The following is a 25,409-nucleotide window of genomic DNA, read 5'->3' as shown; positions in this document are numbered from 1 at the left end:
GAACCCACCACTCCACAGAACCCGACGCATGGCCGGGTGAAAGATCAATTACTTGATGTCTTTCCAATACGCGGCATTCAAACGCCAGGCGATAAAGGTGAAGAACGACAAGAAAATCAGGACCCAGACGCCAATGCGAACACGGGTGTTTTGCGCTGGCTCGGCCATCCACTGCATGTAGTTGACCAAGTCACCCACAGCCTGGTCGTATTGCAAAGGTGTCATCGTGCCGGGCTTGGTTTGCTTCCAGCCTTTGAAAATTTGCACGGTGTGACCATGCTCTTCTTTTTCTTCGAAGACGGGTTCACGCTCGCCTTGCAATTCCCACAACACGTTGGGCATGCCCACGTTCGGGAAAGCCATGTTGTTCCAGCCAGTTGGCTTGGTCGCATCACGGTGGTAGCTGCGCAGGTAGGTGTAGAGGTAGTCAGCACCTGTACCGCCATGGCCCGAACGCGAACGCGTCATCAAGGTCAAGTCGGGTGGGTTTTTACCGAACCACTCTTTGGCTTGCAAGGGATCAATCGCCGACTTCATGGTGTCGCCGACTTTGGTCGTGGCAAACAAGAGGTTGTCCTTGATCTGCTGCTCGGTCAAACCGATGTCTTTCAGGCGGTTGTAGCGCATGAAAGCAGCCGAGTGGCAATTCAGGCAGTAGTTGACGAACAGCTTGGCGCCGTTTTGCAAAGAGGCCAGATCATTGGTCTTGATGGGTGCTTTGTCCCAGGCAATGGCGCCACCGCCAGAGGCTTGGGCACCGGCCATCAGACCGAGGGCCATCACAAAGCCCAGTGCGAGTTTCTTGAGGTTTTTCATGTTCTTGAATCTCCGTGATCTCAGTGAGGCGTGAAGGTCACGCGGTCAGGAACCTGCTTGGGCGTGCCCAGCTTGCTCCACCAAGGCATCAACAGGAAGAAGCCGAAATAGAACAAAGAACCGACTTGGGAGACACGTTCACCGATAGGCGATGGTGGCTGAACACCGAGGTAGCCCAGGATCAGGAAGTTGATCACGAACACGGCATACAAATACTTGTGCCAGTCTGGACGGTAGCGGATCGACTTGACAGGGCTGTTGTCGAGCCATGGCAGGAAGAACAGGATCACGACAGCGCCACCCATGACGACCACACCCCAGAACTTGGCATCAATGGCCAGCATCAGGGCAGAGATCACCACGGCCGCACCGATCACAGCGCCCTTGAGCAGCTGAGGCAATTTGCCCTTGGCCACAGCCAGCACGGCACCAATCACGACGCAAGCGATCAAGGCGTACATCATCTCGCTGGTGATGGCACGCAGCATCGAGTAGAACGGTGTGAAGTACCACACGGGGGCAATGTGCAAAGGTGTGGTCAGCGGATCGGCCGGAATGAAGTTGTTGTATTCGAGGAAGTAACCACCGAATTCAGGCGCGAAGAACACGATCGCAGTGAACGCCATCAGGAAGACGCTCACGCCCATGATGTCGTGCACCGAGTAGTAAGGATGAAATGGAATACCGTCCAGAGGATGACCTTGGGCATCTTTGGGGGCATTCGGACCCTTGATTTCAACACCATCGGGGTTGTTGGAGCCGACTTCGTGCAAGGCAATGATGTGCGCCACGACCAGCCCCAGCAAGACCAAAGGCACCGCAATCACGTGGAAGCTGAAGAATCGGTTCAGGGTGGCATCGCCGACCACGAAATCACCACGAATCAGCAAAGCCAAGTCAGGACCAATGAAAGGAATGGCAGAGAACAAGTTCACGATCACCTGAGCACCCCAGTAGGACATCTGGCCCCAAGGCAACAGATAACCCATGAAGGCTTCTGCCATCAGGCACAAGAAAATCGCGCAACCGAAGATCCAGACCAGCTCGCGTGGCTTGCGGTAGCTGCCGTAAATCAGGCCACGGAACATGTGCAGGTACACCACGATGAAGAACGCAGAAGCGCCGGTGGAGTGCATGTAGCGGATCAGCCATCCCCATGGCACATCGCGCATGATGTATTCGACAGAGGCGAAAGCCACAGCCGCATCAGGCTTGTAGTGCATGACCAGGAAAATGCCGGTCACGATCTGAATCACCAGCACCAGCAAAGCCAGCGAGCCGAAGAAATACCAGAAGTTGAAGTTTTTGGGTGCGTAGTACTCGGACAGGTGTTCCTTGTACAGCTTGGAAGCCGGGAAACGGTTGTCCACCCAGTTGAGCAGTTTTTCACCAACGGGGGCGTTGGGGGAGATTTCTTTGAATTCAGCCATGTTGTTCTCCATCAAGCCTTCTTGTCTTCACCAATGATCAATTTGGTGTCAGACAGGTACATGTGCGGAGGCACTTCGAGGTTGTCAGGGGCAGGCTTGTTCTTGAACACGCGGCCAGCCAGGTCGAATGTCGAGCCATGGCAAGCGCACAAGAAACCACCCGCCCAATCATCGGGCAGAGATGGCTGGGCGCCTGTGGCGAACTTGTCGCCTGGCGAGCAACCCAAGTGGGTACAAATGCCCACAGCCACCATGATTTCGGGCTTGATGGAACGGTGTCCGTTCTTGGCGTATTCGGGGGTCGGGTAAGCGTTGCGATCCGAGGCTGGATCGGCCAGCTGGCCTTCGATCTTTTTGAGGGATTCGAGCTGCTCAGGAGAGCGCTTCATGATCCATACGGGCTTGCCGCGCCATTCGACGGTCAGCTTCTCGCCCGGGTTCAAAGCGGAAATATCCACTTCAACAGCCGCGCCGGCCGCTTTGGCGCGTTCGGAGGGTTGAAAGCTGCTGACGAAGGGGGTGGCCACAAAGCCAGCGCCTACGGCACCTGCGCAACCGGAGGCAATCAGCCAGGTCCGTTTGCTGCTGTCGACTGGGGTGTCACTCATGGGAATCCTCTAGCGAGTCGTTATCAGGGTCAACCCGGGATTGTAGCGGAGTGAAACAAACAACCGACTTACAAGACCAAACCAGTGATCATTCTTGGGTCACAATGCACAGCATTGCATTATTTTTTGGAGCCATAGAGATGTCATTTGCTCAGGAATTCAAATCTTTTGCCGTAAAAGGCAACGTCATGGACTTGGCCGTTGGTGTGATCATTGGCGGTGCATTTGGCAAAATCGTCGACTCGGTGGTGGGCGACCTGATCATGCCGCTGGTCAGCAAAGCCTTTGGCGGGTTGGATTTTTCCAGTTACTACATCGCACTGGCAGGACAGGCTGCAGACCTCTCGCTGGTCGAAGCCAAAAAACTGGGGGCTGTCTTCGCTTACGGCAGCTTCATCACCGTGGCGCTGAACTTCATCATCCTGGCTTTCATCATCTTCGTCATGATCCGCCAGATGAACCGTTTGACAGCCGCCAAGCCCGAACCCACGGCTCCCGCTGCAGCCCCCATCACACCCGAAGACGTTTTGCTGCTGCGCGAAATCCGCGACAGCCTCAAAAACAAGGTCTAACACGCACCAAAGTTCAGTGCGCGCCGCTGACCATTTGCCGCGCCATGCGAATGGCCTCGATCATGCTGCGGGCATCGGCCAAGCCTTTGCCCGCCAAGTCCATGGCCGTGCCATGGTCTGGACTGGTCCTGACCAGAGGCAAGCCCAGGGTCACATTGACCCCCTGCTCCACCCCTAAGTACTTGACCGGGATCAAGCCTTGGTCGTGGTACATCGCGATGACCACGTCAAATTCACGCCGGCCATCAGCCTGTTTTCGAGCCCGCATGAAAACGGTGTCGGGGGCATAAGGGCCATGCACATCCAGCCCCTCCTGCATGGCCAGAGCCAGGCAGGGCTGCAGAATTTCGATTTCTTCACGGCCAAACAAACCACCCTCGCCTGCATGCGGATTGACGCCTGCAACAGCCATGCGCGGTCTGTGGCCCAAAATTTTTGCCAATGACGCATCGGTGATGCGCAAAGTTTGCAACACACGCTCGACCGTGATGGCCTCCAGCGCATCGCGCAAGGACACATGAATGCTCACCAGTACCGTCCGCAGCTCATCGTTGGCCAGCATCATGCGCACAGGCATTTGCTCGACCGGCACACCCGCATGCCGGGCCGCCTCGGCTTGCAGCAATTCGGTGTGACCGGGGTATTGGTTGTAAGGCGCGCCAGCCTCATGCAAGGCCTCCTTGTGCAAAGGGGCCGTCACCAGCGCGGCCACCTCGCCCCGCAAAGCCGCACGGGTGGCCCACAACACGGCATCACCCGCCAATTGCCCCGCACGGGCATCGACCTGCCCCCAAGGCAGCACAGGCGCAACAGGCACCACCTGCAACACGGGCAGGCAGCGCGGCGGCACGGACAAGGCCTCTGCAGGTGTCTGGATTTCACAAACCGGAAAAGTCGGCACCGCTTGCACCAAGGCCATCGCTCGGCGCATCAGGCCCACATCGCCCGCCACAAAACAAGCCTGAGTCACCTCGGGTGCTAGGCACCAAGCACGGGCAATGATTTCAGGACCAATGCCGCAAGGGTCGCCCGGTGTGATGGCGATGGGATGCCGGATCAAGGGGGTCTGCAGGGCGGATTCGGATGTCATGCAGGTGCACCTCAGGCCGGGTTGTCAATTTCAATGAATCGGTGCTGCAAACCCAGGTCTTGCGCCACCCGCGCTGCAACAGCCGGAGCGCCATAGCGTTCACTTGCATGGTGGCCACACGCCAGAAAGGCAACGCCTGTTTCTTTAGCCAGATGGGCTTGAGGCTCCGAAATTTCACCCGTGATGAAAGCATCCACACCTTGGGCAATGGCCGACTCAAAATAGCCTTGCGCGCCGCCAGTGCACCAAGCCACACGGCGAACAGGCCTGTCGGTGCCGCCAACACAGGTCACGGAATGCCCAAGAACAGCCGCCACATGATCGGCCAGAACCTGAGAACTAGACCAGTCGGGTGTGCCCGCCCCCAAAAAACCCAAGTCTTGTTCGCCAAAACGGCCCTCTATCTGCAAGCCCAGCACGCGCGCCAATTGGGCGTTGTTGCCCAATTCGGGGTGGGCATCGAGCGGCAAGTGGTAAGCAAACAGGTGAATGCCGTGGGTCAGCAACAAGCGCAGCCGCTCCCGCATCCAGCCTGTGACGCGCCCATCCTGGCCACGCCAGAACAGGCCATGGTGCACCAAAATGGCATCGGCATCGGCTTCAATGGCGGCTTCGATCAGGGCACGGCTGGCTGTGACGCCGCTGACCAGCAATTTCACGTCGCGGTCCCCTTCGACCTGCAGGCCATTGGGGCCGTAATCGCGGAACTTGTCGGGTTGGAGCAAGGCATCAAAGGCCTGGCCCAGGATGTTGGCATGGGTCATCGTAGGGAGCTTTCTGTCTTGAGTTGGTATTGTGGCGCAAGGCATTCGTGAGTTGATTCGCATGGGGTTGTGGTTATTGCGAATCAAGGACAATCTGTCACCATGAAACGTTATTGGCTTCTCTTTTCCCAATGGGTGACGGTCTTGCTGGCGGTCTGGTTTGTGGTCGCCACGCTCCAGCCCGAATGGCTGCGCAACGCGCAGCGTTCCACCGACGGCATGACTTTGCTGCAAGCCCCCGCAGGTTCACCCCTGAGCCGTCCGGTGGGCAGCCTGAGCGCACCAGCCCGGCAAGCGTCTCCAGCGGTGGTCAGCATCAACACCAGCAAGGCCAACAGCCTGCCCCCGCAAAGCCAAGACCCTTGGTTCAAGTTTTTCAACGGTGAGCAAGAAGAACAAAATCCGGCCGGGTTGGGCAGTGGCGTCATCGTCAGCCCCGAAGGCCACATCCTGACCAACAACCATGTCATTGAAGACGCTGACGACATCGAAGTCGTGTTGGCCGATGGCCGACGCGCTGCAGCCAAAGTCATTGGCACCGACCCCGACACCGATCTAGCGCTGCTCAAAATCACCCTCGACAAATTGCCTGTGATTGTGCTGGGGCAAATCCAAAACCTGCAGGTGGGCGATGTGGTGCTGGCCATTGGCAACCCTTTTGGTGTGGGACAAACCGTGACATCGGGCATCGTCAGCGCCTTAGGCCGCAGCCAACTGGGCATCAACACCTTCGAAAACTTCATTCAGACCGATGCCGCCATCAACCCCGGCAATTCGGGCGGCGCATTGGTCGATGTGAATGGCCACCTGATGGGCATCAACACAGCCATTTACTCGCGTTCAGGCGGTAGCATGGGCATTGGCTTTGCGATCCCGATTTCCACAGCCCAACAAGTCATGCAGGATTTGCTGAAAAACGGCAAAGTCATCCGAGGCTGGATCGGGGTTGAGCCGCAAGACATGTCGCCCGAACTGGCTGAGAGCTTCCAACTGCCCAAATCGGGCCTACCCCTGCCTGAGGGCGTGGTGATCACCGGCGTGCTCAAAAACGGACCAGCCGCCACGGCGGGCATCCGACCCGGTGATGTGATCGTCAAAGTGGCAGGGCAACCCGTGCACAACGTGGCCGAGCTGTTGACACAGGTCGCCGGCTTGAAACCCGGTGCACCGGCTGAGATACACGTCTGGCGACGCCAAGGCGAGATCAATCTGCGCCTGACACCTGCCGAACGCCCTGCTGCCGGCAAGCTCCGCAAATAATCCATAGTGGCAACAATGCCCTGCTCCATGCAAAAGAGGCCTGTCGGCCTCTTTTGTTTTGGATGTCTGATGCCTTCAAGCAGCGTCTTCTGGCTCTGCGGGTGCCTGCGTGTGCTTGATGAAAATCTGTGCAGCCCAGATCCCCAACTCGTACAGCAAGCACATCGGAATGGCCAGCGCCAGCTGCGACACCACATCGGGTGGGGTGACCACAGCGGCAATGACAAAAGCCAGTACCACGAAGTAACCCCTGAAATCCTTCAGTTTTTGGATGCTGACCACGCCCATGCGGGCCAGCACCACCACCGCCACAGGTACCTCAAACGCCAAACCAAAGGCCAAGAACATGGTCAACACGAAGCTCAAATACGCTTCAATGTCAGGCGCAGCCGTGATGCTTTTGGGGGCAAAGCTCTGAATGAAACTGAACACCTGACCAAAGACAAAGAAATAGCAAAATGCCACGCCAATGAAAAAGAGCACGGTACTGGACACCACCAGGGGCATCACCAGTTTTTTTTCATGGGCATACAGCCCCGGCGCGATGAAGGCCCAAACTTGATAAAGCACCACGGGCAAGGCGATCAGAAACGCCGCCATCAACAAAATCTTGAGCGGCACCATGAAAGGCGAGATCACCGAGGTGGCAATCAAGGTCGCGCCTTTGGGCAAATGGACGATCAAGGGCGCAGCCAGGATGTCATACAGATCGCCAGGGCCTGGGTAAATCGCCAAAGCAGCGGCCGCGATCGCCACCGCCGCCACCGCCCAGATCAAGCGGTCACGCAATTCAATCAAATGCGCCACGAACGGCTGCTCTGAACCGGCAAGTTCGTCTTCGGGCTTGGGATGGGAGTCAGACATGGCGAAGTGGGTTGGAAGACCTGCACCCAAGGTGCGCGGCCATCACAGAGAGTTGAGGGACTTGGGCCGGTAACGTGCTACGCGCGCAGCCCCGGAAAGGGCCTTGGTACGGACACCCGAGCGCGCTTTGTACCACTGAGGCACCGCGCCACGCTTGAGACGCCAATTTTTGTCCGGGCGTTTGTACTCAGGTGGCGGCGTCTCGAGTTCAGGCAGATCATGGGTCAGGCCTGCCGTGGTGTCGGCCCAGTCTTTTTCAAAATCTGAAGCGGTGGTCTGGACCGTCTGCTCGACATCGCGTGCAGCCGTCTCCATCGACTCTTTCATTTTCTTGAGCTCTTCCAGGTCCATGGACCGGTTGACCTCGGCCTTGACGTCGGCCACATAACGCTGCGCCTTGCCCAGCAAAGTGCCCAGGGTCCGGGCCACTTTGGGCAGCTTTTCGGGGCCGATGACGATCAACGCCACGACGCCGATCAGCGCCATTTTTGAAATACCTAAATCAAGCACAGTACAGCGTTCGTTCGTTCAAACGCTCAAGACTTGGTCTTGGCTTCGACATCGATGGTGGTCTTTTCAGCCTGCGCAGAGGAAGCGACTTGGCCCGCAGCGGGAGCGACCTCATCGGACTTGCCGCCGTCTTTCATGCCGTCTTTGAAACCTTTGACGGCACCACCCAGGTCAGAGCCCATGTTTTTGAGCTTTTTTGTGCCAAACACCATGACCACGATCAACAGCACGATCAGCCAGTGCCAAATGGAAAAGGAACCCATGAATATCTCCTAACGTTGTTGCTGGATTCTAAGGGGTGTCACACCCGGAATAGGATCTGCCTTGAGCCGACAAGGAATTAAGGCCCAAGTGCTTGTTTGCGAGCCCGTTTAACCCCTGAGCCAAGGGCGCGGGCCACCCATGACGTGCATGTGCAGGTGGTGCACTTCCTGCCCACCCTCGGCCCCGTTGTTGACCACGATCCGGAACCCTCCGTCGGGATAGGGGTTGCAGCCCTCCTGCTGGGCCAGCTTCGGGGCCAAGGTCATCATGTGCCCCATCAAACCTGCATGCTCCGGGGCCAGATGTGCCATTGACGGGATGTGCAGCTTGGGAATGATCAGGAAATGAACGGGTGCCCAAGGTGCGATGTCGTGAAAGGCGAACACATGGTCGTCTTCGTGCACTTTGCGCGACGGGATTTTGCCCGCGATGATTTTGCAAAAAAGGCAGTTGGCGTCGGTCATGGTTGGAGCGAGATTCAAAGTCAAAAATTCAGTCGGTCACGGGCTGCTGCGTGTTCAGGCGCACCATGCCCCGCACGATGCGGTACAAAAACCAGATGGAGATGCCCACCCAAGCCAGCCAGCCTGGGAAGAAAAAGAACAGCCACAGAGGCAAAGTCACCAGATACAGCACCGCCACCCAGATGACGGTGCGGATGCGGTAGCTGAAATGTGTGGCTTCCCAGCCTGTGGTGTCGCCTTTTTTGACCAAATCGATGATGAGCGCCACCACCAGCAAAGCCGGGCCCATCTGTGCACCCGGCACGATGGCGCTCACGGCCACGATCAGGTGCAGGATGTAACTGACCCAACTGATGGTGTGGGTGCTGTCGTCCACAGGCTGATCGGTCATGGTTTATTCGCCCAAACGCTCACGCTCTTGCACTTTGCGCAGGGCTTTTTCTTCCAGGCCGCTCAGGCCCTCACGGCGGGCCAGCTCATTGACCACGTCGGCAGGCGTCAGGCCGTAGTGCGCCAGCGCGATCATGCTGTGGAACCACAGGTCGGCAACCTCACCCACCAGCTTGGTTTTGTCCCCGCCATGGTCCACGTCTTTGGCGGCCATCACGGTCTCGGTGGCTTCTTCGCCAATCTTCTTCAAAAAGGCGTCAGGCCCTTTGTGCAGCAGGCGGGCCACATAACTTTTTTCGGGGTCGCCGCCGTTGATGACCTTGCGGCTTTCGACCACAGCTGCGAGGCGGTCAAGGATGTCCTGGTTACTCATGGCGCTCACTTGTAAATGGTTTCGGGGTCTTTCAGGACCGGATCAGCCGCCTGCCACTCGTCGGCTTGCAGGCTCTGGAAAAAGCAGCTGTGACGGCCCGTGTGGCAGGCAATGCCCGGCTCGTGCCCCAGCTGGGTGATTTTGAGCAGCACCACATCGTTGTCGCAATCGATGCGGATGTCATGCACCGTCTGCACATGGCCCGACTCTTCGCCCTTGAACCACAGCTTGTTGCGTGAACGGCTGAAATACACCGCCCGCTTGAGTTCGGCCGTCTTTTGCAGCGCCTCGCGGTTCATCCAAGCGAACATCAGCACATCACCAGTGTCTTTTTCTTGGGCGATCACAGGCACCAGGCCTCTGTCGTCCCATTTGATGGAGTCGAGCCAATTCATGTTCACAACCTGACCGGAATGCCTCGTTCGCGCATGCGCTCTTTGGCTTGTTGCACGGTGTATTCACCGTAGTGGAAGATGCTGGCCGCCAGCACGGCGTCCGCACCACCGATGCTCACGCCGTCGGCCAGGTGGTCGAGATTGCCCACGCCGCCGGATGCGATCACGGGCACGCTGACCGCGTCGCTCACTGCGCGGGTCAGTTGGAGGTCAAAGCCGCTTTTGGTGCCGTCGCGGTCCATGCTGGTGAGCAGGATTTCGCCCGCGCCGTATTCGGCCATTTGGGTGGCCCAGGCCACCGCGTCCAGGCCCACGTTTTTGCGGCCGCCGTGGCTGTACACATCCCAGCCGGGGCCCATGGGCAGACCGTGGGTGCCGATGCGTTGCTCGTCTTCGGGCGTGCGGCGCTTGGCGTCAATAGCGACCACGATGCACTGCGCGCCGTATTTGGCAGAGGCTTCGCGGATGACTTGCGGGTTGGCAATGGCCGCCGAGTTGAAACTGGTCTTGTCGGCCCCGGCGTTGAGCAAGCGGCGCACGTCTTCGACGGTGCGCACACCACCGCCTACGGTGAGCGGAATAAAGACCTGGCTGGCCACGGCTTCGATGATGTGCAGGATCACGTCGCGCCCGTCGCTGGTGGCGGTGATGTCCAAAAACGTGAGTTCGTCAGCGCCTTGCTCGTTGTAACGGGCCGCGATTTCAACCGGGTCTCCGGCGTCGCGCAGTTCGACAAAGTTGACGCCCTTGACCACGCGACCGCCGGTCACGTCGAGGCAAGGGATGATGCGTTTGGCGAGCATGGAGACTTCTCTTGTTGAATGGGTTCAGGGTTTTAGGGTTTCAGCACTTGCAAGCGTTGCCAGCCCGTCCAGCGCCCGCCCGCAGGCAAGGTGATGGGTGTGTAGACCTGAGCGGCTTCGACGCACATCATGTGCCGCCAGCCGTCTTCGGGCATGTCGGCCAGGCGCTTGCACAGGTCTTGCGCGGGGTTCCAGACCACGGTGTTGGCCCAGCTTGGGCTTTGGCTGATCTGCAGGGACTGGTTCAGCGTCATCGGCAACGCGGCCGTGTTGGGTGCCGCTTCGTACACGCGGTCAAATTCGGCAGCAAACCGCAGCGTGTCGACAGCGGGCGCATGGGTGTCGGTGAGTGAATCCCACTCGGGCTGACCGCCCAGGCCCTGCAGCGTGGCCTGCGTCACGTCGGGCACGGCCAAATAGGTGTGCAGTGCGCCAGAGAACGCCAGCGCTTGGGTGTCTGTGTTGTGCACATCCAGCGTCAGTTGCAAGGCACCCGGACTCAGGTCGATGTGCAGCGCCAAGGCAAAGGCTTGGGGCCACCAGGCGCGGGTTTGGGCGTTGTCTTTCAGGCGCAGTGTGAGGCGGGCATGGTCATCGCTCAGTTCAGCCGCATCGGCTTGCCAGGCCACGTTGCGGGCAAAGCCGTGTTTGGGCAAACGGTCGGCCATGGGGCCGCGTTGGTTGAACTGCGGAAAGCACACGGGGACACCGCCGCGGATGGCAGCTTGGCCGTCCATCACGCTTTGGGGGCTGAGGTACAGCCGCTCTTGCCCGCCCGATACCCAAGACAGCACATGCGCGCCGTGCAGTGCCACCACCAGGCGGTCGCCTGCTGGCAGCGACAACTCGCAAGCCGGCAGGCCTGCGAACACGGTGTCGCGACAAATGGCCTGCGCAGTCATGAGGCGTTTCCTGTGGGGTTCAACCGTTGAGTTCGTCGGCGCGTTGCTGCGCCAGCGCGAAATCGAGGTCGCCCGAATACACGGCGCGACCGCAGATCACGCCTTCCACGCCTTCGTCTTCGACAGCGCACAGCTGCTCAATATCAGCCATGTTGGACAGGCCGCCCGAGGCGATCACAGGGATGGTGAGGGCTTGGGCCAGCTTGACGGTGGCGTCAATGTTGATGCCGCTGAGCATGCCGTCGCGGCCGATGTCGGTGTAGATGATGGACTCGACGCCCCAGTCTTCGAACTTCTTGGCCAAGTCCACCACTTCGTGACCCGTGAGCTTGCTCCAGCCGTCGGTGGCGACTTTGCCATCTTTGGCGTCCAGGCCGACGATGATGTGGCCGCCAAAGGCAGTGCAGGCGTCTTTCAAAAAGCCGGGGTTCTTGACGGCGGCGGTGCCGATGATGACGTAGCGCAGGCCGCTGTCGATGTATTTTTCGATCGTGTCCAGATCGCGGATACCGCCACCCAATTGCACTGGAATGTCGTCGCCCACGGCCTTGAGGATGGACTTGATGGCGCTGAAGTTTTGCGGCTTGCCCGCGAAGGCGCCATTCAGATCCACCAGGTGCAGGCGGCGTGCGCCTTTTTCGAGCCAAGTGCGGGCCATGGCGGCCGGGTCTTCACCGAAGGTCGTGGCTTGGTCCATATCGCCTTGCTTGAGGCGAACGCAGTGGCCGTCTTTGAGGTCAATGGCGGGGATCAGAATCATGGCGAATTAAAAGCAGGTGAAGGAAAAAACGGCAGTGAAAACCACTCAAGGCTGCCAGTGGAGGAAATTACGGAACAAGGCCAAGCCCTGGGCCGCGCTTTTTTCAGGGTGAAACTGGGTGGCAAAAATATTGTCGCGTGCAATCGCGCAGGCAAAGCGGCCGCCGTAGTCGGTCTGGGCAGCGCTGTGCGCTGGGTTGGCCACTTGGGCGTAGAAGCTGTGCACGAAATAGTACCAGCTGCCATCGGCAATGCCGCTCCACAAGGGGTGGGCGGGAGCATCTTGCCAAACCTGGTTCCAGCCCATTTGTGGCACTTTGTAGCGTGTGCCATCGGGCTGAATTTGCCCAGCCAGCTCGAACTTGACCACGCGGCCAGGGATCAGGCCCAAGCCGGGCGTGTCGCCTTCGTCGCTGTGGTCCAGCAACATTTGCATGCCCACGCACACGCCAAACAGCGGTTTGCTGGCGGCGGCTTCGAGCACGGCATCCATCAGGCCCGACTCGCGCAGTTCGCGCATGCAATCGGGCATGGCGCCCTGCCCCGGCAAGACCACACGGTGTGCATTGCGCACGACCTGGGGGTCCGACGTGACGGTGACTTCGGCATGGTCCACGCTGGAGGCCGCATGGATCACCGCCTGCGCCACGGAGCGCAGGTTGCCCATGCCGTAGTCCACCACTGCAACGCGATTGACGCTCATGTCAGAGACTGCCTTTGGTCGATGGGATCACGCCCGCCGAGCGGGGATCGAGTTCGAGCGCGGCACGCATGGCGCGGGCGAAGGCCTTGAAAATGGTCTCGCACTGGTGGTGCGCGTTCACACCCTTGAGGTTGTCGATGTGCAGCGTGCACAACGCGTGATTCACAAAGCCTTGGAAGAACTCGTAAACCAATTGGGTGTCGAGCGAGCCCAGCGAGCCGGAGGTGAAGTTCACGTCCATGTGCAAACCGGGACGGCCCGAAAAGTCCACCACCACGCGGCTCAAAGCCTCGTCGAGCGGCACGTAGGCGTGGCCATAACGGCGGATGCCTTTTTTATCGCCAATCGCCTGCGCGAAAGCTTGACCCAAGGTGATGCCGATGTCTTCCACGGTGTGGTGGCCGTCGATGTGCAGGTCGCCTTCACACGCGATGTCCAGGTCGATCAGGCCGTGGCGGGCGATCTGGTCCAGCATGTGGTCCAGAAAACCGATGCCCGAAGCCAGCTTGGCTTGGCCCGTGCCGTCGAGGTTGATGGCGACGCGGATGTTCGTCTCGGCCGTCTTGCGGGTCACATTGGCTGTACGGTCAGCAGTGCGGTTCATAGAGAGGCTTTCAGAGCGGCGAGGAGTTGGTCATTTTCTGTGGCGGTGCCCACCGTCAGGCGAAGGCAATTGGACAGCAATGGGTGCATTTTAGAAACGTTCTTGACCAGCACTTTGTGGGCTTTCATACCCTCAAAGGTCTGGGCCGCATCGGGCACGCGGGCCAAAATCATGTTGGCTTCACTCGGGAACGGGGTCACACCGGGCAAGGCGGCCAGCGCTTGCAGCAAACGGGTACGCTGCTCACGCAGGTCTTTGGCCTGGGCTGCAAACACCTCGGCATGCTCCAAAGCGAACAGGGCGCATTCGTAATTGAGCACGCTGATGTTGTAGGGCGGGCGCACTTTGTCGATCTCGGCCACCAAGGCCTTGGGGCCCACCATGTAGCCCAAACGCACACCGGCCAGGCCAAACTTGCTGAGCGTGCGCATCAAGAGCACATGCGTGTGGCGTGTGATGCGGTCCATGTAGCTCTTGCTGGCAAAGGGCTGGTAGGCCTCATCCATGACCACCAAGCCGCCTTGAGCGCCTTGTGCCAGCACGATCTTTTCGATCGTGTCGTCGTTCCACAGGCTGCCCGTCGGGTTGTTCGGGTAAGCCAAATAGACGATGGAGGGCTTGTGCTGATCAATAGCGGCCAGCATGGCGGCTTCGTCGAGTTCAAAGTCGGCGGTGAGCGGCACACCATGAAAGGCCAGGCCTTGCAGCTGGGCGCTCATGGCGTACATCACAAAGCCGGGCAGTGGCGCCAAGATGGACGCGCCGGGCACGTCGCAGGCCATGGCCAAGAGCGAGATCAATTCGTCTGAGCCGTTGCCCAGCATGATGTCGAAGCCTTCGGGCATGCCCGCGTGCTGGGCCAACGCATGGCGCAAGTCGTTCACACGGCCATCGGGGTAGCGGTTGAGGGCCAAAGCCCCCAGGCGCTCGCCCAAAGCCTTTTGCAAATCAGCGGGCAGGCGGTGCGGATTCTCCATCGCGTCGAGCTTAACCATGCCGACCGAGTCCTGGATGGCGTAAGCGTGCATGGACTGCACGTCCTGGCGGATGCGTTGCATGAGTTGGGGGCTGACATTGCTCATTTGGAGTCTCGCATCGTGGGCACAGGGTTCAAACGCAATTCGGCAGCGCGGGCGTGCGCTTGCAGGCCTTCTCCGTAAGCCAGTTCGGCGGCAATGCGGCCCAGCGGCTGGGCACCGGCTTCGCTGACCTCGATCAGGCTGGAGCGTTTCTGGAAGTCGTACACGCCCAGGGGCGAGGAGAAGCGTGCCGTGCCGCTGGTGGGCAGCACATGGTTGGGGCCCGCGCAGTAGTCGCCCAGCGACTCGCTGGTGAAAGCGCCCAAAAAGATCGCCCCGGCGTGGCGCAGCAATGGCTCCCAACGGTGTGGCTCACTGCTCGACACCTCCAGGTGCTCGGGCGCGATGCGGTTGCTGATGGCGCAGGCTTCTTCCATGTTGCGCGTGAGGATCAGCGCACCCCGGTCGCTCAAGCTCTTGGCGATGATCTCGCGACGCGGCATCTCGGGCAGCAGGCGGTCAATGGCGGCCTGCACTTCGGCGATGTAAGCCGCATCTGGGCACAGCAAAATGCTTTGCGCCAACTCGTCGTGCTCGGCCTGGCTGAAGAGGTCCATCGCCACCCATTCGGCGGGCGTGGTGCCGTCGGCCAGCACCAAAATTTCGCTGGGGCCTGCAATCATGTCGATGCCCACGGTGCCGAACACGCGCTTTTTGGCGCTGGCCACATAGGCGTTGCCCGGGCCGGTGATTTTGTCGACCTTGGGGATGGTGGCGGTGCCGTAAGCCAGTGCCCCAACGGCCTGAGCGCCACCCACGGTGAATGCGCGGCTCACACCGGCCACACAAGCGGCGGCCAGCACCAGTGGGTTGCGCACGCCTTGCGGCGTGGGCACCACCATGACGATCTCTTGCACCCCGGCCACATGGGCGGGGATGGCATTCATCAACACCGAAGAGGGGTAAGCGGCTTTGCCACCGGGCACGTAAATGCCCACGCGGTCGAGCGGTGTGACCTTTTGGCCCAGCAGTGTGCCGTCTTCGTCGCGGTAGCTCCAGCTCTCGCCAGAGGCTTTCTTTTGCGCTTCGTGGTACTTGCGCACACGGGCAGCGGCGGCTTGCAGGGCTTCGCGCTGCGCAGCGGGCAAGCTGTCCAGCGCCGCTTGCAGCTCGGCTTGGGTGATTTCGAGCGTTTTCACATCGGCTGCTTGCAGGCCATCAAAGCGCTGGGTGTAGTCGAGCACGGCTGCATCGCCACGCTTTTGCACATCGGCCAGGATGTCGGCCACACGCTGCTCGATGGCGGCGTCGGTCTCGGCAGACCAATGCAGGCGGGCCGCGAAGGCCGCTTCAAAACCGGCATCGGCCGTGTTCAGTTGCAATGGTTTGGCCTTGAGTCCCATGACGTTCAGTCTTTCTTCACCGCGCCCGCGAAGGCGTCGATGATGGCGCGGATGGGCGCTTGTTTGAGCTTGAGCGCGGCTTGGTTCACCACCAGACGCGAGCTGATGTCCATGATGCGTTCAACCTCGACCAAGTGGTTGGCTTTGAGGGTGTTGCCTGTGGACACCAAGTCCACAATCGCATCGGCCAGGCCCGTGAGCGGGGCCAGCTCCATGCTGCCGTAGAGCTTGATCAGGTCGACGTGCACACCCTTGGTGGCAAAAAAGTCGCGGGCAATCGCGGTGTATTTGGTGGCCACTTTCAGACGGGCACCCGTGCGCACCAGCGCCGCGTAGTCGTCATCGGCTCGCACCGCCACGCTCATGCGGCATTTGGCAATGTTCAGGTCCAACGGCTGGTAAAGGCCTTGGCCGCCGTGCTCAATGAGGGTGTCTAGGCCGGTCACGCCCAGATCGGCCCCGCCGTATTCCACATAGGTGGGCACATCGCTGGCGCGCACCAACACCACGCGCACGCTGGCCTGGTTGGTGGGCAAAATCAGCTTGCGGGATTTTTCGGGGTCTTCCAGCACCTCGATGCCAGCGGCCTTGAGCAGCGGCAGGGTTTCGTCAAAGATGCGTCCTTTGGACAGGGCCAGCGTGATCATTTCACTCTTTCAATGTCAGCGCCCACAGCGCGGAGTTTGGCTTCCATGCGGTCATAACCGCGGTCCAGGTGGTAAATGCGGTCGACGATGGTTTCGCCTTCGGCCACCAAGCCGGCAATCACCAGACTGGCCGAGGCGCGCAGGTCCGTCGCCATCACGGTCGCCCCCGAGAGTTTTTCCACGCCTTCGATCACCGACACCTTGCCGTCGATCTGGATGTGTGCGCCCAGGCGCACCAGCTCGTTGACGTGCATGAAGCGGTTTTCAAAAATGGTCTCGGTCACCTTACTCGCTCCCTGCGCAATGCAGTTGAGCGCCATGAACTGCGCCTGCATGTCGGTCGGAAAGCCCGGGTATTCGGTGGTGCGAAAGCTCTGGGCCTTCAGGCGCCCTTCGGACTTCACGCGGATGAAGCCTTCACCGGCTTCGATCGTGGCCCCGGCCTCGCGCAGTTTGTCGATGACTGCATCCAAGTGGTCAGCGCGACCGTGGCGCAACACCACGTCGCCACCCGTGGCCGCCACCGCACACAAGAACGTCCCAGCCTCGATTCGGTCGGCCACCACCTGATGCTGGCCGCCGTGCAGGCGCTCCACGCCCTGGATGCGGATCTTGCTGGTGCCATGGCCTTCGATCTTGGCACCCATGGCGATGAGCATTTCGGCCAGATCGGTGATCTCTGGTTCTTGGGCTGCGTTCTCCAGAACGGTCTCGCCCTCGGCCAAAGCAGCAGCCATCATGAAGTTCTCGGTGCCCGTCACCGTGACCATGTCGGTGGTGATGTGTGCGCCCTTCAGGCGGGTGCGGCCGGCTGGCAAACTGGCCAGCATGTAACCGTGGTCCACCGTGATTTCAGCACCCATGGCTTGCAGGCCTTTGATGTGCTGGTCTACAGGTCGGGAACCGATGGCGCATCCACCGGGCAGCGAGACTTTGGCTTGGCCAAAGCGGGCCAGCAAAGGACCCAGTGCCAGCACCGAGGCGCGCATGGTTTTCACCAATTCATAAGGCGCTTCAGGGTTGTTCAGGCCACCGGCATCCAGGGTGACGCGGCCGTCTTCGTGGTGCTCGGCCGTCACGCCCATGTTGCGGATCAGCTTGAGCATGGTGGACACGTCTTGTAGACGGGGCACATTGTGCAGGGTCACGGGCTCTGCACTCAGCAAAGCCGCACACAGTTCGGGCAAGGCTGCGTTTTTGGCACCTGCGACATCGAGTGTGCCTTGCAGGCGCTTGCCGCCGCGAATTTTCAGTTTATCCATGGGTCAGCTCAGGTGCGTTTTGGCAGGAGATCAAAGTTGGGCTTCAGTTCGCTTGCGCGGCCCACTCAGCAGGCGTGTAGGTTTTCATGGACAAGGCATGCACTTCGTCGGTGTGCATTTTTTGGCCCAGTGTGGCGTACACCCGCTGATGACGCGCAATCGGGCGCATGCCCGCGAACACCTCGGACACCACGACCGCGCTCCAATGGCGGCCATCGCCCTCCACAGTGAGGTGGGTGCAGTCGAGGCCTGCGGCGATGATGGCTTGAAGTTGCTCTGCGTTCATGGGAGTCAGCTCCGGATTTTGTAGCCGGTGCGTAAAAGGGAAAGGGTCAGGCTGCTGATGAGCGCCAAAGCAGCGCCCACCACGGCCAGACTGATCCAGGGAGAGACATCGCTTTGGCCAAAGAAACCATAACGGAACCCGTCGATCATGTAGAAAAACGGATTCAGATGGCTGAGCTTTTGCCAAAACGGCGGCAGCGAATGGATGGAATAGAACACACCCGACAAAAAGGTCATCGGCATGATGATGAAGTTCTGAAAGGCGGCCATCTGGTCAAACTTTTCAGCCCACAGACCGGCGATCACGCCCAACGCACCCATCATGGCCGCACCCATGAAGGCAAAGGCCAAAATCCACAGCGGATAGACAAAGCTGATGTTGACCATCCAGCCCGTGATGACGAACACGCCCAGGCCCACGGCCAAACCCCGCACGATGGACGAGCCCACATAGGCCACAAACCAGCTGCGGTGCGACAAGGGCGTGAGGAGCAAAAACACCAGACTGCCCATGATCTTGCTTTGCACCAGGCTCGACGAGCTGTTGGCGAAAGCGTTTTGCAACACCCCCATCATGATCAGGCCGGGCAGCAAGAACGAGGTGTAAGGCACTTGGTCATACACCTTGACGTGGTCTTCGAGCACGTGACCGAAGATCAGCATGTAAAGCACCGATGTGAGCACGGGCGCGGCCACGGTCTGGAAAGCCACTTTCCAAAAACGCAGGACTTCCTTGTAGAGCAGGGTTTGCCAACCGGTCATGCCGAGGCTCCAGTCTGGGGTTGCTTGCGGTTCATGACTTCAAGGAACACATCCTCCAGATCGGCCTGACGGATCTCCACGTCTTCGGCCACCAGACCTGCGGTGCGGATGGTGGCCAGGTGCTGTTCGATTTCCACCGCGTTGTGCACCGGCAATTGCACGATACGGCCCGTCACACGGGCGATGGCCGCCACGGCAGCGGGCAGCTCACCGTCGAGCTTGAAGCGCAGCACCTGGCTGGTGGCTGATCGCAGCAAATCGGATGTGCGCTCAAGGGCCAGCAACTGACCGCGCTTGAGCATGGCGATGCGGCCGCAAAGGGCCTCGGCTTCTTCCAGGTAGTGGGTGGTCAGCAAGACGGTGTGGCCTTGCTTGTTGAGCTTGGCAATGAAGGCCCACAAGGTCTGGCGCAACTCCACATCGACCCCAGCGGTGGGCTCGTCGAGCACGATCACGCGGGGCTTGTGCACCAAAGCCTGCGCGACCAGCACGCGGCGTTTCATGCCGCCAGACAGCTGACGCATGTTGGCGTTGGCTTTGTCGGCCAGGCCCAGGCTGTCCAACAACTCGTCGATCCAGGCGTCGTTTTTCTTGACCCCGAAATAGCCCGATTGAATGCGCAAGGATTCGCGCACGGTGAAAAATGGGTCAAACACCAGCTCTTGCGGCACCACGCCCAAAAGGCGCCGCGCAGCAGCGTAGTCGGTCTGCACATCGTGGCCATGCACCAGCACGCGCCCACTGGTGGGGCGACTCAAACCTGCCAAGGTGCTGATGAGGGTGGTTTTGCCTGCGCCGTTCGGGCCCAGCAGGCCAAAAAACTCCCCCTCCTGGACATCAAAGCTGACTTGGTCAAGTGCTTTGAACGCGGTTGCGCCAGCCTGCTTGGCAGGGTAGCTTTTGGAGACGGATTGAAAAGAGAGCGCAGACATGGGAGACGTCTATTTTAAGTGCTGGCCTGCAGGCACCAGGCAGCGGCAGGGCAATCAGGGCAAAAAGACCCTGAAATAAGACTTTCAGGAAGGCGAAAGCAGTTCAAGCACGCCGTACAAGCTGGCCAATTGGCGCAAGCGTGCGGGCATACCGGTCACTTGCAATGTGCCTTTTTGCGCCACAACGACCCGCCGCAAACCCAGCAAAACCGCCAAAGCCGAGGAATCAAATTCGACGAGTGCCGATGCATCGACCTCGACCGCAACCTTGGTTTCCAGCGCCAATTGCACCACCCACTGCGCAAGGCAGGCATTGGCCTGTTCGTGCAACAAGGTGTCGGGCAATGTCAGGCTTGTCATGTCGATGGTGTTCAAGAAGCCTTGGCGTTGGTCTTGTTGCGTGCGGCCAAGCTGGCGATCAGCGCATCAATGCCCCCGGCATTGATCTCCTTGGTGAACTGGGTGCGGTAGTTTTCGACCAACCAGACACCGAGGACATTCAGGTCAAAGATCATCCAGCCAGCGCCCTCGCCGGGTGTTTTCTCAAGGCGGTAGTCCAGCTGGATTGGGTCGCCCTTACCCCGCACCTCTGTGTTGACCACCAGATTTTTGTCTTCCTGACCTGCACGCAAAGGCTTGACCACGACCACCTGATCGCTGACCTGGGTGAGCGCACCCGCATAGGTGCGCACCAGCAAAATTTTGAATTCGTCTTGCAAGCGCTTTTGCTGGTCTGGTGTGGCTTTGCGCCAAGCAGGTCCAGTCGCCAAAGCGGTCATGCGCCGGAAGTTCACATGCGGCATCAGCTTGGTGTCCACCAACTGAATGATTTTGGTCACATCGCCGTTGCGCAAGGTCCTGTCGGCCTTGATGATGTCCAAGGTCTCATTGGTGATGCGCTTGATGAAGGCCTCCGGGGCTTCGTCGGCAGCCCAGGCAGGCACCATGACGCTGCACAGCGCCAACGCAGAGGCAACAGTCAAAAGATGGCGGCGGTTCAAGGGCAATACGGACATGTTTTTCATTGGGGCAACTATACGGTCAACCAACCACGCTTTTGTCAACAACTGTAACGAGCGCGCAGGCTGATGTCATTTGATTCAATTAAGGCGCTTCAGATTCGGAGTAATCGAAATTCGACGGCGGATTGCCGTCGTACACATCGTTTTCACGCTTTTGCAAGTACCCATCGCGCACAAATGTGTATGGATCCAAAGCCGCTGCCTTGATGACATCCAACGACTCAAGCAGACCAGAACGGACGTCCATCACACGGGTGGCAGACAAGACGTTGCGCGTAGCAGGATCATTGAACTGCTGAACCACGTCACCTTTCATGTCCAACGGCGTGGCCAAGGTGTCACGCAAGGTGGAAGGCCCCAAAATGGGCAACACGACATAAGGGCCGGGTTTGACGCCCCAACGACCCAAAGTCTGTCCAAAATCTTCCTTGCGCTTTTCAAGCCGCATTTCACTCGCCACATCCAGCACACCACCCAAGCCCAAAAACGTGTTCACATTGATGCGCATGAATGTTTCAACCGTGGCTTGGCCCTTCAATTGCAAAGCACTGTTGACCATGCTCCACACATCACCCAGGTTGCCCAGAAAGTTGTGTATGCCTGTTCGCACAGGACTGGGTAGCACGGCGGTGTAAACCTTGGCTGCAGGCTTGATGGCGACGTTGTCCAGCACCTCATTGAAGTTGTAAACGCTTCGGTTCATCGACTCCCATGGGTCACGTGCATCGGTATGCGGAACACTTGCGCAGCCTTGCAGAGCCAACACAATGCAGGCAGCCCACAACATCCAAATTCGTTGAATCAAGAAACTCATGGCTTTTGTCCTTCTGTCGTAGACTTCTCAGCCTTGCTGTACAAGAATTGGCTGATCAGGTTTTCCAGGATCACCGCTGACTGGGTGGATCCGATTTTGTCGCCTGCCACCAGGTTTTTCTCGTCGGCACCGGGCGTGATGTCCAGGTACTGCTCACCCAGCAGACCACTGGTCAGGATCTTGAGCGAGCTGTCTTGCGGAAAGGCGGTTTGTTCTTGCAAAGCCAGGGTCACTTTGGCCTGAAACGACTCACCGTCGAATTCAATCTTTTTAACGCGCCCTACCACGACACCCGCGCTTTTGACCGCCGCGCCCGGCTTGAGGCCGCCAATGTTGTCGAATTTGGCCGTGACGGCGTAGTCCGAACTGAAATTCAGGGTCAATAAATTGGCCGACTTGAGCGCCAGGAACAGCACCGCTGCGGCCCCGATCAACACAAACAACCCCACCCACACATCATTTTTTGAACGTTGCATGCCGTCCTCCTCAAATGCTGAACATCATCGCGGTCAGGATGAAATCCAGCCCCAATACCGACAAAGAAGAAACCACCACACTGCGGGTGGTGGCACTGGCCACACCCTCAGGTGTGGGCTTGGCCACATAGCCCTGCAGCAAGGCAATGAAAGTCACCGCAACGGCAAACACCACACTTTTGATGATGCCGTTGCCCACGTCTTTGAAGACATCCACGCCGCCTTGCATCTGACTCCAGAACGAGCCTGCGTCGACGCCAATGAGCAAAACGCCCACCACATAACCGCCCAAAATGCCCACCGCGCTGAACACAGCCGCCAGCAAGGGCAAGGCGATGATGCCCCCCAAAAAACGCGGCGCCAGAATGCGCTGCACCGGATCGACGGCCATCATTTCAAGCGCGGTGAGCTGCTCACCAGCCCGCATGAGGCCAATCTCGGCCGTGAGGGACGCCCCGGCGCGACCGGCATAAAGCAAAGCGGCCACCACCGGGCCCAACTCGCGCACCAAGCTGAGCGCCACCAACAGGCCCAGCGCCTCGGCCGAGCCGTAACGCTGCAAGGTGTAGTAGCCCTGCAAACTCAGCACAAAGCCCACAAACAGACCCGACACGGTGATGATGGCCAGCGAATAGTTGCCCAGAAAGTGCACCTGGTCGCGCACCAAACCAAAGCGTTTGAGGGCAGCACCGGACATGCCCACCAGTTTAAAGAAGAGGCGTGCGCCAAAGCCCCAATCGGCCAGCATCTGGCGGGTGGTGGCCCCCAAAGCAGCCAGCAGATGAATGGGGTTCATGCCGTCCTCCGGTCATAGTCCTGCGCAGCCAATGGCGCGGGGTAATGAAACGGCACAGGCCCATCGCTGAGCGCATGCACAAACTGGTGGATCAAAGGGTCGGCGCTGACACGCAACTCTGCGGGCGTACCTTGCGCGGCCACGCCGCCATTGGCCAAAATCACCACGTGGTCAGCGATCTCAAAGGTTTCGGTCACGTCGTGCGACACCACCACGCTGGTGATGCCCAGACTGTCGTTCAGGCGGCGAATCAGGCGCGCCGCCGTGCCCAGAGAGATCGGGTCCAGCCCGGCAAAAGGCTCGTCGTACATGATCAGGTCGGGGTCGAGCGCAATGGCGCGGGCCAAGGCCACACGGCGGCTCATGCCCCCGGAAATTTCCGACGGACGCAGATCACGTGCACCACGCAGACCCACCGCATCCAGCTTCATCAGCACAATGTCGCGAATCAGGTCTTCCGACAAGCCCGTGTGCTCCCGCAAAGGAAATGCCACGTTGTCGAACACGCTCATGTCGGTGAACAAAGCGCCAAACTGGAACAGCATGCCCATGCGGCGGCGAGCGGCATACAACTCGGTTTGGCGCATGGTGGTGATGTCTTCACCATCCAACAGCAACTGCCCTTGACTGGCGCGGATTTGCCCCCCTATCAGGCGCAGCACCGTGGTCTTGCCACCACCCGACACCCCCATCAAAGCCGTGACTTTCCCGCGCGGCACATTGAAGCTGAGATTCTTCAAAATGACACGGTCCCCGTACCCGAAGGTCAGGTCTTTCAGTTCAACGAGTGCGGTGTGGGTGGAAATGCTCATGAAAAACAAGAGCCGGACAAACCGGCTCTTGTGATGGTATCGCTCTCAGGTAAAGCGTTGGTTAACGCACGCAATTGCGGGATTTTACCTAGAACTTTGGCGTTCAACGAGGCAAATCGCTTTCGCCCATGAGGAACTCGTCCACAGCGCGAGCGGCCTGACGACCTTCGCGGATCGCCCAAACCACGAGCGACTGGCCACGGCGCATGTCACCGGCGGCAAACACCTTGTTCACATTGGTGGCATAGCCGCCGGTGAAGTCGGTGCTGGCCTTGGCGTTGCCGCGCGCGTCCTTGTCGATGCCAAAGGCGTCGAGCACGGTGGCCACCGGGTTGGTGAAACCCATGGCCAGCAGGACCATGTCGGCTTTGTATTCCTGCTCGGTGCCAGGCACCTCGACCATCTTGCCGTCTTTGAATTCAACGTGCACGGTCTTCAAGCCCGTCACTTTGCCTTTTTCACCGATGAACTCTTTGGTGGAGATGGCAAATTCGCGCTTAAGCAGGCCTTTTTCGGCGCTTTCGTCGTGGCTGGAGCTGGTGCGCAGCTTCATGGGCCAGTAAGGCCAGACCATCAGCTTGTTTTCTTTTTCTGGCGGCTCGGGCATCACCTCGAACTGGGTCACGCTCACAGCACCATGGCGTGTGCTGGTGCCCACGCAATCGCTGCCGGTGTCACCGCCACCGATCACGATGACGTTTTTGCCATCGGCGCGCAGCTGGCCTTTGATCTTGTCACCGGCATTGACCTTGTTTTGCTGAGGCAGGAATTCCATCGCAAAGTGGATGCCGTCCAGCTCGCGGCCGGGCACCGGCAGGTCACGCGATTGCTCAGAGCCGCCTGTGAGCAGCACAGCGTCAAAGTCTTTTTTCAACTGCTCGGCGCTGACGGTTTCCTTGGCCCAGTTGGTGACCTTGGAGTCCTTGGGCCACTCACCCACCAGCACGCTGGTGCGGATGGTCACGCCTTCGGCTTCGAGCTGCTTGACGCGGCGGTCGATGTGCGACTTTTCCATCTTGAAGTCAGGGATGCCGTAGCGCAGCAAGCCACCCACGCGGTCGTTCTTTTCGAACAGGGTCACGTCGTGGCCAACGCGGGCCAGCTGCTGGGCAGCAGCCAAGCCCGCAGGGCCAGCACCGATCACCGCGACTTTTTTGCCGGTCTTGATCTTGGCAGGACGGGGTGTGACCCAGCCTTCTGCCCAAGCGCGGTCGATGATGGCATGCTCAATCGACTTGATGCCCACAGCATCGTCGTTGAAGTTGACCACGCAGGCGGCTTCGCAAGGTGCGGGGCAGATGCGGCCGGTGAACTCGGGGAAGTTGTTGGTGCTGTGCAGCACCTCGATGGCGCTTTGCCAGTCGCCCTTGTAGACCAGGTCGTTGAAGTCCGGAATGATGTTGTTGACCGGGCAGCCGTTGTTGCAAAACGGTGTGCCGCAATCCATGCAACGCGCCGCTTGTGTTTTCGACTGCTCTTCGGTCAAACCGATCACGAATTCGCCGTAGTTTTTCAGGCGCTCGACGACGGGCTTGTAGCCCTCTTCGATGCGCTCAAATTCCATGAAACCGGTGATTTTTCCCATGATGTTTCCTTCGATTCTTGACT

Annotated in this window: 33 protein-coding genes; 2 read left to right on the top strand and 31 right to left on the bottom strand. The window is 59.4% G+C overall.

Annotated elements, in window-relative coordinates; translation table 11 throughout:
- Window positions 1-48 precede the first annotated feature (48 nt).
- From B9Z37_RS13390 to petA, 3 genes are read right to left on the bottom strand one after another with little or no spacing between them, the layout of a single operon-like run.
- A complete protein-coding gene (locus B9Z37_RS13390; RefSeq protein ID WP_108313521.1) occupies window positions 49-816 on the bottom strand; it encodes a cytochrome c1 in 768 nt (255 codons plus the stop codon).
- A 20-nt stretch (window positions 817-836) separates the two neighbouring features.
- A complete protein-coding gene (locus tag B9Z37_RS13385; protein WP_108313654.1) occupies window positions 837-2,246 on the bottom strand; it encodes a cytochrome b in 1,410 nt (469 codons plus the stop codon).
- 11 nt (window positions 2,247-2,257) lie between these two features.
- Window positions 2,258-2,854, bottom strand: a complete 597-nt coding sequence (gene petA, locus B9Z37_RS13380) for a ubiquinol-cytochrome c reductase iron-sulfur subunit (protein WP_108313520.1) — start codon at window positions 2,852-2,854, stop codon at window positions 2,258-2,260.
- A 140-nt stretch (window positions 2,855-2,994) separates the two neighbouring features.
- On the opposite strand from petA, the gene mscL reads away from it, so the two are divergent.
- Entirely contained in the window at window positions 2,995-3,426 is a 432-nt protein-coding gene (gene mscL, locus B9Z37_RS13375) for a large conductance mechanosensitive channel protein MscL (RefSeq protein ID WP_108313519.1), read from the top strand.
- 13 nt (window positions 3,427-3,439) lie between these two features.
- On the opposite strand, the gene pdxA is transcribed toward mscL, so the two are convergent.
- On the bottom strand, window positions 3,440-4,516 hold the full coding sequence (pdxA, locus tag B9Z37_RS13370) for a 4-hydroxythreonine-4-phosphate dehydrogenase PdxA (RefSeq protein WP_108313518.1): 1,077 nt from the start codon (window positions 4,514-4,516) through the stop codon (window positions 3,440-3,442).
- 11 nt (window positions 4,517-4,527) lie between these two features.
- Window positions 4,528-5,280, bottom strand: a complete 753-nt coding sequence (locus B9Z37_RS13365) for a Nif3-like dinuclear metal center hexameric protein (protein ID WP_108313517.1) — start codon at window positions 5,278-5,280, stop codon at window positions 4,528-4,530.
- 102 nt (window positions 5,281-5,382) lie between these two features.
- Between B9Z37_RS13365 and B9Z37_RS13360 the strand changes: the two genes are divergently transcribed.
- Window positions 5,383-6,540: a S1C family serine protease gene (locus tag B9Z37_RS13360; RefSeq protein ID WP_108313516.1), complete on the top strand. Its 1,158-nt coding sequence runs from the start codon at window positions 5,383-5,385 to the stop codon at window positions 6,538-6,540.
- A 75-nt stretch (window positions 6,541-6,615) separates the two neighbouring features.
- Here the strand turns inward: B9Z37_RS13360 and tatC are convergent, their stop codons facing one another.
- From tatC to B9Z37_RS13230, 26 genes are all read right to left on the bottom strand, one after another.
- A complete protein-coding gene (tatC, locus tag B9Z37_RS13355) occupies window positions 6,616-7,404 on the bottom strand; it encodes a twin-arginine translocase subunit TatC (RefSeq protein ID WP_108313515.1) in 789 nt (262 codons plus the stop codon).
- Window positions 7,405-7,446: 42 nt separating this feature from the next.
- Window positions 7,447-7,914 carry a Sec-independent protein translocase protein TatB gene (gene tatB, locus B9Z37_RS13350; protein ID WP_108313514.1) on the bottom strand — a complete coding sequence of 156 codons (468 nt, stop codon included), beginning with the start codon at window positions 7,912-7,914 and terminating at the stop codon, window positions 7,447-7,449.
- Between the two features lie 26 nt (window positions 7,915-7,940).
- The gene (gene tatA, locus B9Z37_RS13345) at window positions 7,941-8,177 is read right to left on the bottom strand and encodes a Sec-independent protein translocase subunit TatA (RefSeq protein WP_108313513.1); all 237 of its coding nucleotides are present in this window, start codon (window positions 8,175-8,177) and stop codon (window positions 7,941-7,943) included.
- A 108-nt stretch (window positions 8,178-8,285) separates the two neighbouring features.
- Complete coding sequence (locus tag B9Z37_RS13340) at window positions 8,286-8,642, bottom strand: histidine triad nucleotide-binding protein (protein WP_108313512.1); 357 nt, start codon at window positions 8,640-8,642, stop codon at window positions 8,286-8,288.
- 28 nt (window positions 8,643-8,670) lie between these two features.
- Entirely contained in the window at window positions 8,671-9,033 is a 363-nt protein-coding gene (locus B9Z37_RS13335; RefSeq protein ID WP_108313511.1) for a DUF4870 family protein, read from the bottom strand.
- A gap of 3 nt (window positions 9,034-9,036) precedes the next feature.
- Window positions 9,037-9,405 carry a phosphoribosyl-ATP diphosphatase gene (locus B9Z37_RS13330; RefSeq protein ID WP_108313510.1) on the bottom strand — a complete coding sequence of 123 codons (369 nt, stop codon included), beginning with the start codon at window positions 9,403-9,405 and terminating at the stop codon, window positions 9,037-9,039.
- Window positions 9,406-9,410: 5 nt separating this feature from the next.
- Window positions 9,411-9,800 carry a phosphoribosyl-AMP cyclohydrolase gene (hisI, locus tag B9Z37_RS13325; RefSeq protein ID WP_108313509.1) on the bottom strand — a complete coding sequence of 130 codons (390 nt, stop codon included), beginning with the start codon at window positions 9,798-9,800 and terminating at the stop codon, window positions 9,411-9,413.
- A gap of 2 nt (window positions 9,801-9,802) precedes the next feature.
- On the bottom strand, window positions 9,803-10,603 hold the full coding sequence (gene hisF / locus B9Z37_RS13320; RefSeq protein ID WP_108313508.1) for an imidazole glycerol phosphate synthase subunit HisF: 801 nt from the start codon (window positions 10,601-10,603) through the stop codon (window positions 9,803-9,805).
- Window positions 10,604-10,635: 32 nt separating this feature from the next.
- Window positions 10,636-11,505, bottom strand: a complete 870-nt coding sequence (locus tag B9Z37_RS13315) for a D-hexose-6-phosphate mutarotase (RefSeq protein WP_108313507.1) — start codon at window positions 11,503-11,505, stop codon at window positions 10,636-10,638.
- 19 nt (window positions 11,506-11,524) lie between these two features.
- Window positions 11,525-12,265, bottom strand: a complete 741-nt coding sequence (gene hisA / locus B9Z37_RS13310) for a 1-(5-phosphoribosyl)-5-[(5-phosphoribosylamino)methylideneamino]imidazole-4-carboxamide isomerase (protein WP_053172214.1) — start codon at window positions 12,263-12,265, stop codon at window positions 11,525-11,527.
- A gap of 45 nt (window positions 12,266-12,310) precedes the next feature.
- A complete protein-coding gene (gene hisH / locus B9Z37_RS13305; RefSeq protein ID WP_108313506.1) occupies window positions 12,311-12,967 on the bottom strand; it encodes an imidazole glycerol phosphate synthase subunit HisH in 657 nt (218 codons plus the stop codon).
- Between the two features lies 1 nt (window position 12,968).
- The gene (hisB, locus tag B9Z37_RS13300; protein ID WP_108313505.1) at window positions 12,969-13,571 is read right to left on the bottom strand and encodes an imidazoleglycerol-phosphate dehydratase HisB; all 603 of its coding nucleotides are present in this window, start codon (window positions 13,569-13,571) and stop codon (window positions 12,969-12,971) included.
- Window positions 13,568-14,653 carry a histidinol-phosphate transaminase gene (gene hisC, locus B9Z37_RS13295; RefSeq protein ID WP_108313504.1) on the bottom strand — a complete coding sequence of 362 codons (1,086 nt, stop codon included), beginning with the start codon at window positions 14,651-14,653 and terminating at the stop codon, window positions 13,568-13,570. The genes hisB and hisC overlap by 4 nt, the downstream gene beginning before the upstream one ends.
- Entirely contained in the window at window positions 14,650-15,993 is a 1,344-nt protein-coding gene (hisD, locus tag B9Z37_RS13290) for a histidinol dehydrogenase (protein ID WP_108313503.1), read from the bottom strand. The genes hisC and hisD overlap by 4 nt, the downstream gene beginning before the upstream one ends.
- Window positions 15,994-15,998: 5 nt before the next feature.
- The gene (gene hisG / locus B9Z37_RS13285; RefSeq protein WP_108313502.1) at window positions 15,999-16,640 is read right to left on the bottom strand and encodes an ATP phosphoribosyltransferase; all 642 of its coding nucleotides are present in this window, start codon (window positions 16,638-16,640) and stop codon (window positions 15,999-16,001) included.
- Complete coding sequence (murA, locus tag B9Z37_RS13280) at window positions 16,637-17,902, bottom strand: UDP-N-acetylglucosamine 1-carboxyvinyltransferase (RefSeq protein ID WP_108313501.1); 1,266 nt, start codon at window positions 17,900-17,902, stop codon at window positions 16,637-16,639. The genes hisG and murA overlap by 4 nt, the downstream gene beginning before the upstream one ends.
- Window positions 17,903-17,945: 43 nt before the next feature.
- Window positions 17,946-18,188, bottom strand: coding sequence for a BolA family protein (locus tag B9Z37_RS13275; protein WP_108313500.1), 243 nt, complete (start codon window positions 18,186-18,188; stop codon window positions 17,946-17,948).
- A 5-nt stretch (window positions 18,189-18,193) separates the two neighbouring features.
- Window positions 18,194-18,949 (bottom strand): ABC transporter permease, encoded by a 756-nt coding sequence (locus tag B9Z37_RS13270; RefSeq protein WP_108313499.1) that lies wholly within the window; start codon window positions 18,947-18,949, stop codon window positions 18,194-18,196.
- Complete coding sequence (locus B9Z37_RS13265) at window positions 18,946-19,881, bottom strand: ABC transporter ATP-binding protein (protein WP_108313498.1); 936 nt, start codon at window positions 19,879-19,881, stop codon at window positions 18,946-18,948. Before B9Z37_RS13265 ends, B9Z37_RS13270 begins: the two co-directional genes overlap by 4 nt.
- An 84-nt stretch (window positions 19,882-19,965) precedes the next feature.
- Window positions 19,966-20,241 (bottom strand): STAS domain-containing protein, encoded by a 276-nt coding sequence (locus B9Z37_RS13260; protein ID WP_108313497.1) that lies wholly within the window; start codon window positions 20,239-20,241, stop codon window positions 19,966-19,968.
- A gap of 11 nt (window positions 20,242-20,252) precedes the next feature.
- Window positions 20,253-20,906, bottom strand: coding sequence for an MlaC/ttg2D family ABC transporter substrate-binding protein (locus B9Z37_RS13255; RefSeq protein ID WP_108313496.1), 654 nt, complete (start codon window positions 20,904-20,906; stop codon window positions 20,253-20,255).
- Between the two features lie 79 nt (window positions 20,907-20,985).
- Entirely contained in the window at window positions 20,986-21,717 is a 732-nt protein-coding gene (locus B9Z37_RS13250) for an MlaA family lipoprotein (RefSeq protein ID WP_108313495.1), read from the bottom strand.
- Window positions 21,714-22,193 (bottom strand): outer membrane lipid asymmetry maintenance protein MlaD, encoded by a 480-nt coding sequence (gene mlaD, locus B9Z37_RS13245; protein WP_108313494.1) that lies wholly within the window; start codon window positions 22,191-22,193, stop codon window positions 21,714-21,716. The genes B9Z37_RS13250 and mlaD overlap by 4 nt, the downstream gene beginning before the upstream one ends.
- Before the next feature lie 10 nt (window positions 22,194-22,203).
- Window positions 22,204-22,989 carry a lipid asymmetry maintenance ABC transporter permease subunit MlaE gene (gene mlaE, locus B9Z37_RS13240; RefSeq protein WP_108313493.1) on the bottom strand — a complete coding sequence of 262 codons (786 nt, stop codon included), beginning with the start codon at window positions 22,987-22,989 and terminating at the stop codon, window positions 22,204-22,206.
- On the bottom strand, window positions 22,986-23,801 hold the full coding sequence (locus tag B9Z37_RS13235; protein WP_108313492.1) for an ABC transporter ATP-binding protein: 816 nt from the start codon (window positions 23,799-23,801) through the stop codon (window positions 22,986-22,988). The genes mlaE and B9Z37_RS13235 overlap by 4 nt, the downstream gene beginning before the upstream one ends.
- Before the next feature lie 103 nt (window positions 23,802-23,904).
- A complete protein-coding gene (locus B9Z37_RS13230) occupies window positions 23,905-25,386 on the bottom strand; it encodes a glutamate synthase subunit beta (protein WP_108313491.1) in 1,482 nt (493 codons plus the stop codon).
- Window positions 25,387-25,409 lie beyond the last annotated feature (23 nt).

Origin of the sequence: Limnohabitans parvus II-B4 (assembly GCF_003063455.1) — a bacterium.
GTDB lineage: Bacteria > Pseudomonadota > Gammaproteobacteria > Burkholderiales > Burkholderiaceae_C > Limnohabitans_A > Limnohabitans_A parvus.
The sequence above is the reverse complement of the archived record's forward strand: the minus strand, read 5'-3'. Positions and strand labels throughout refer to the sequence as shown.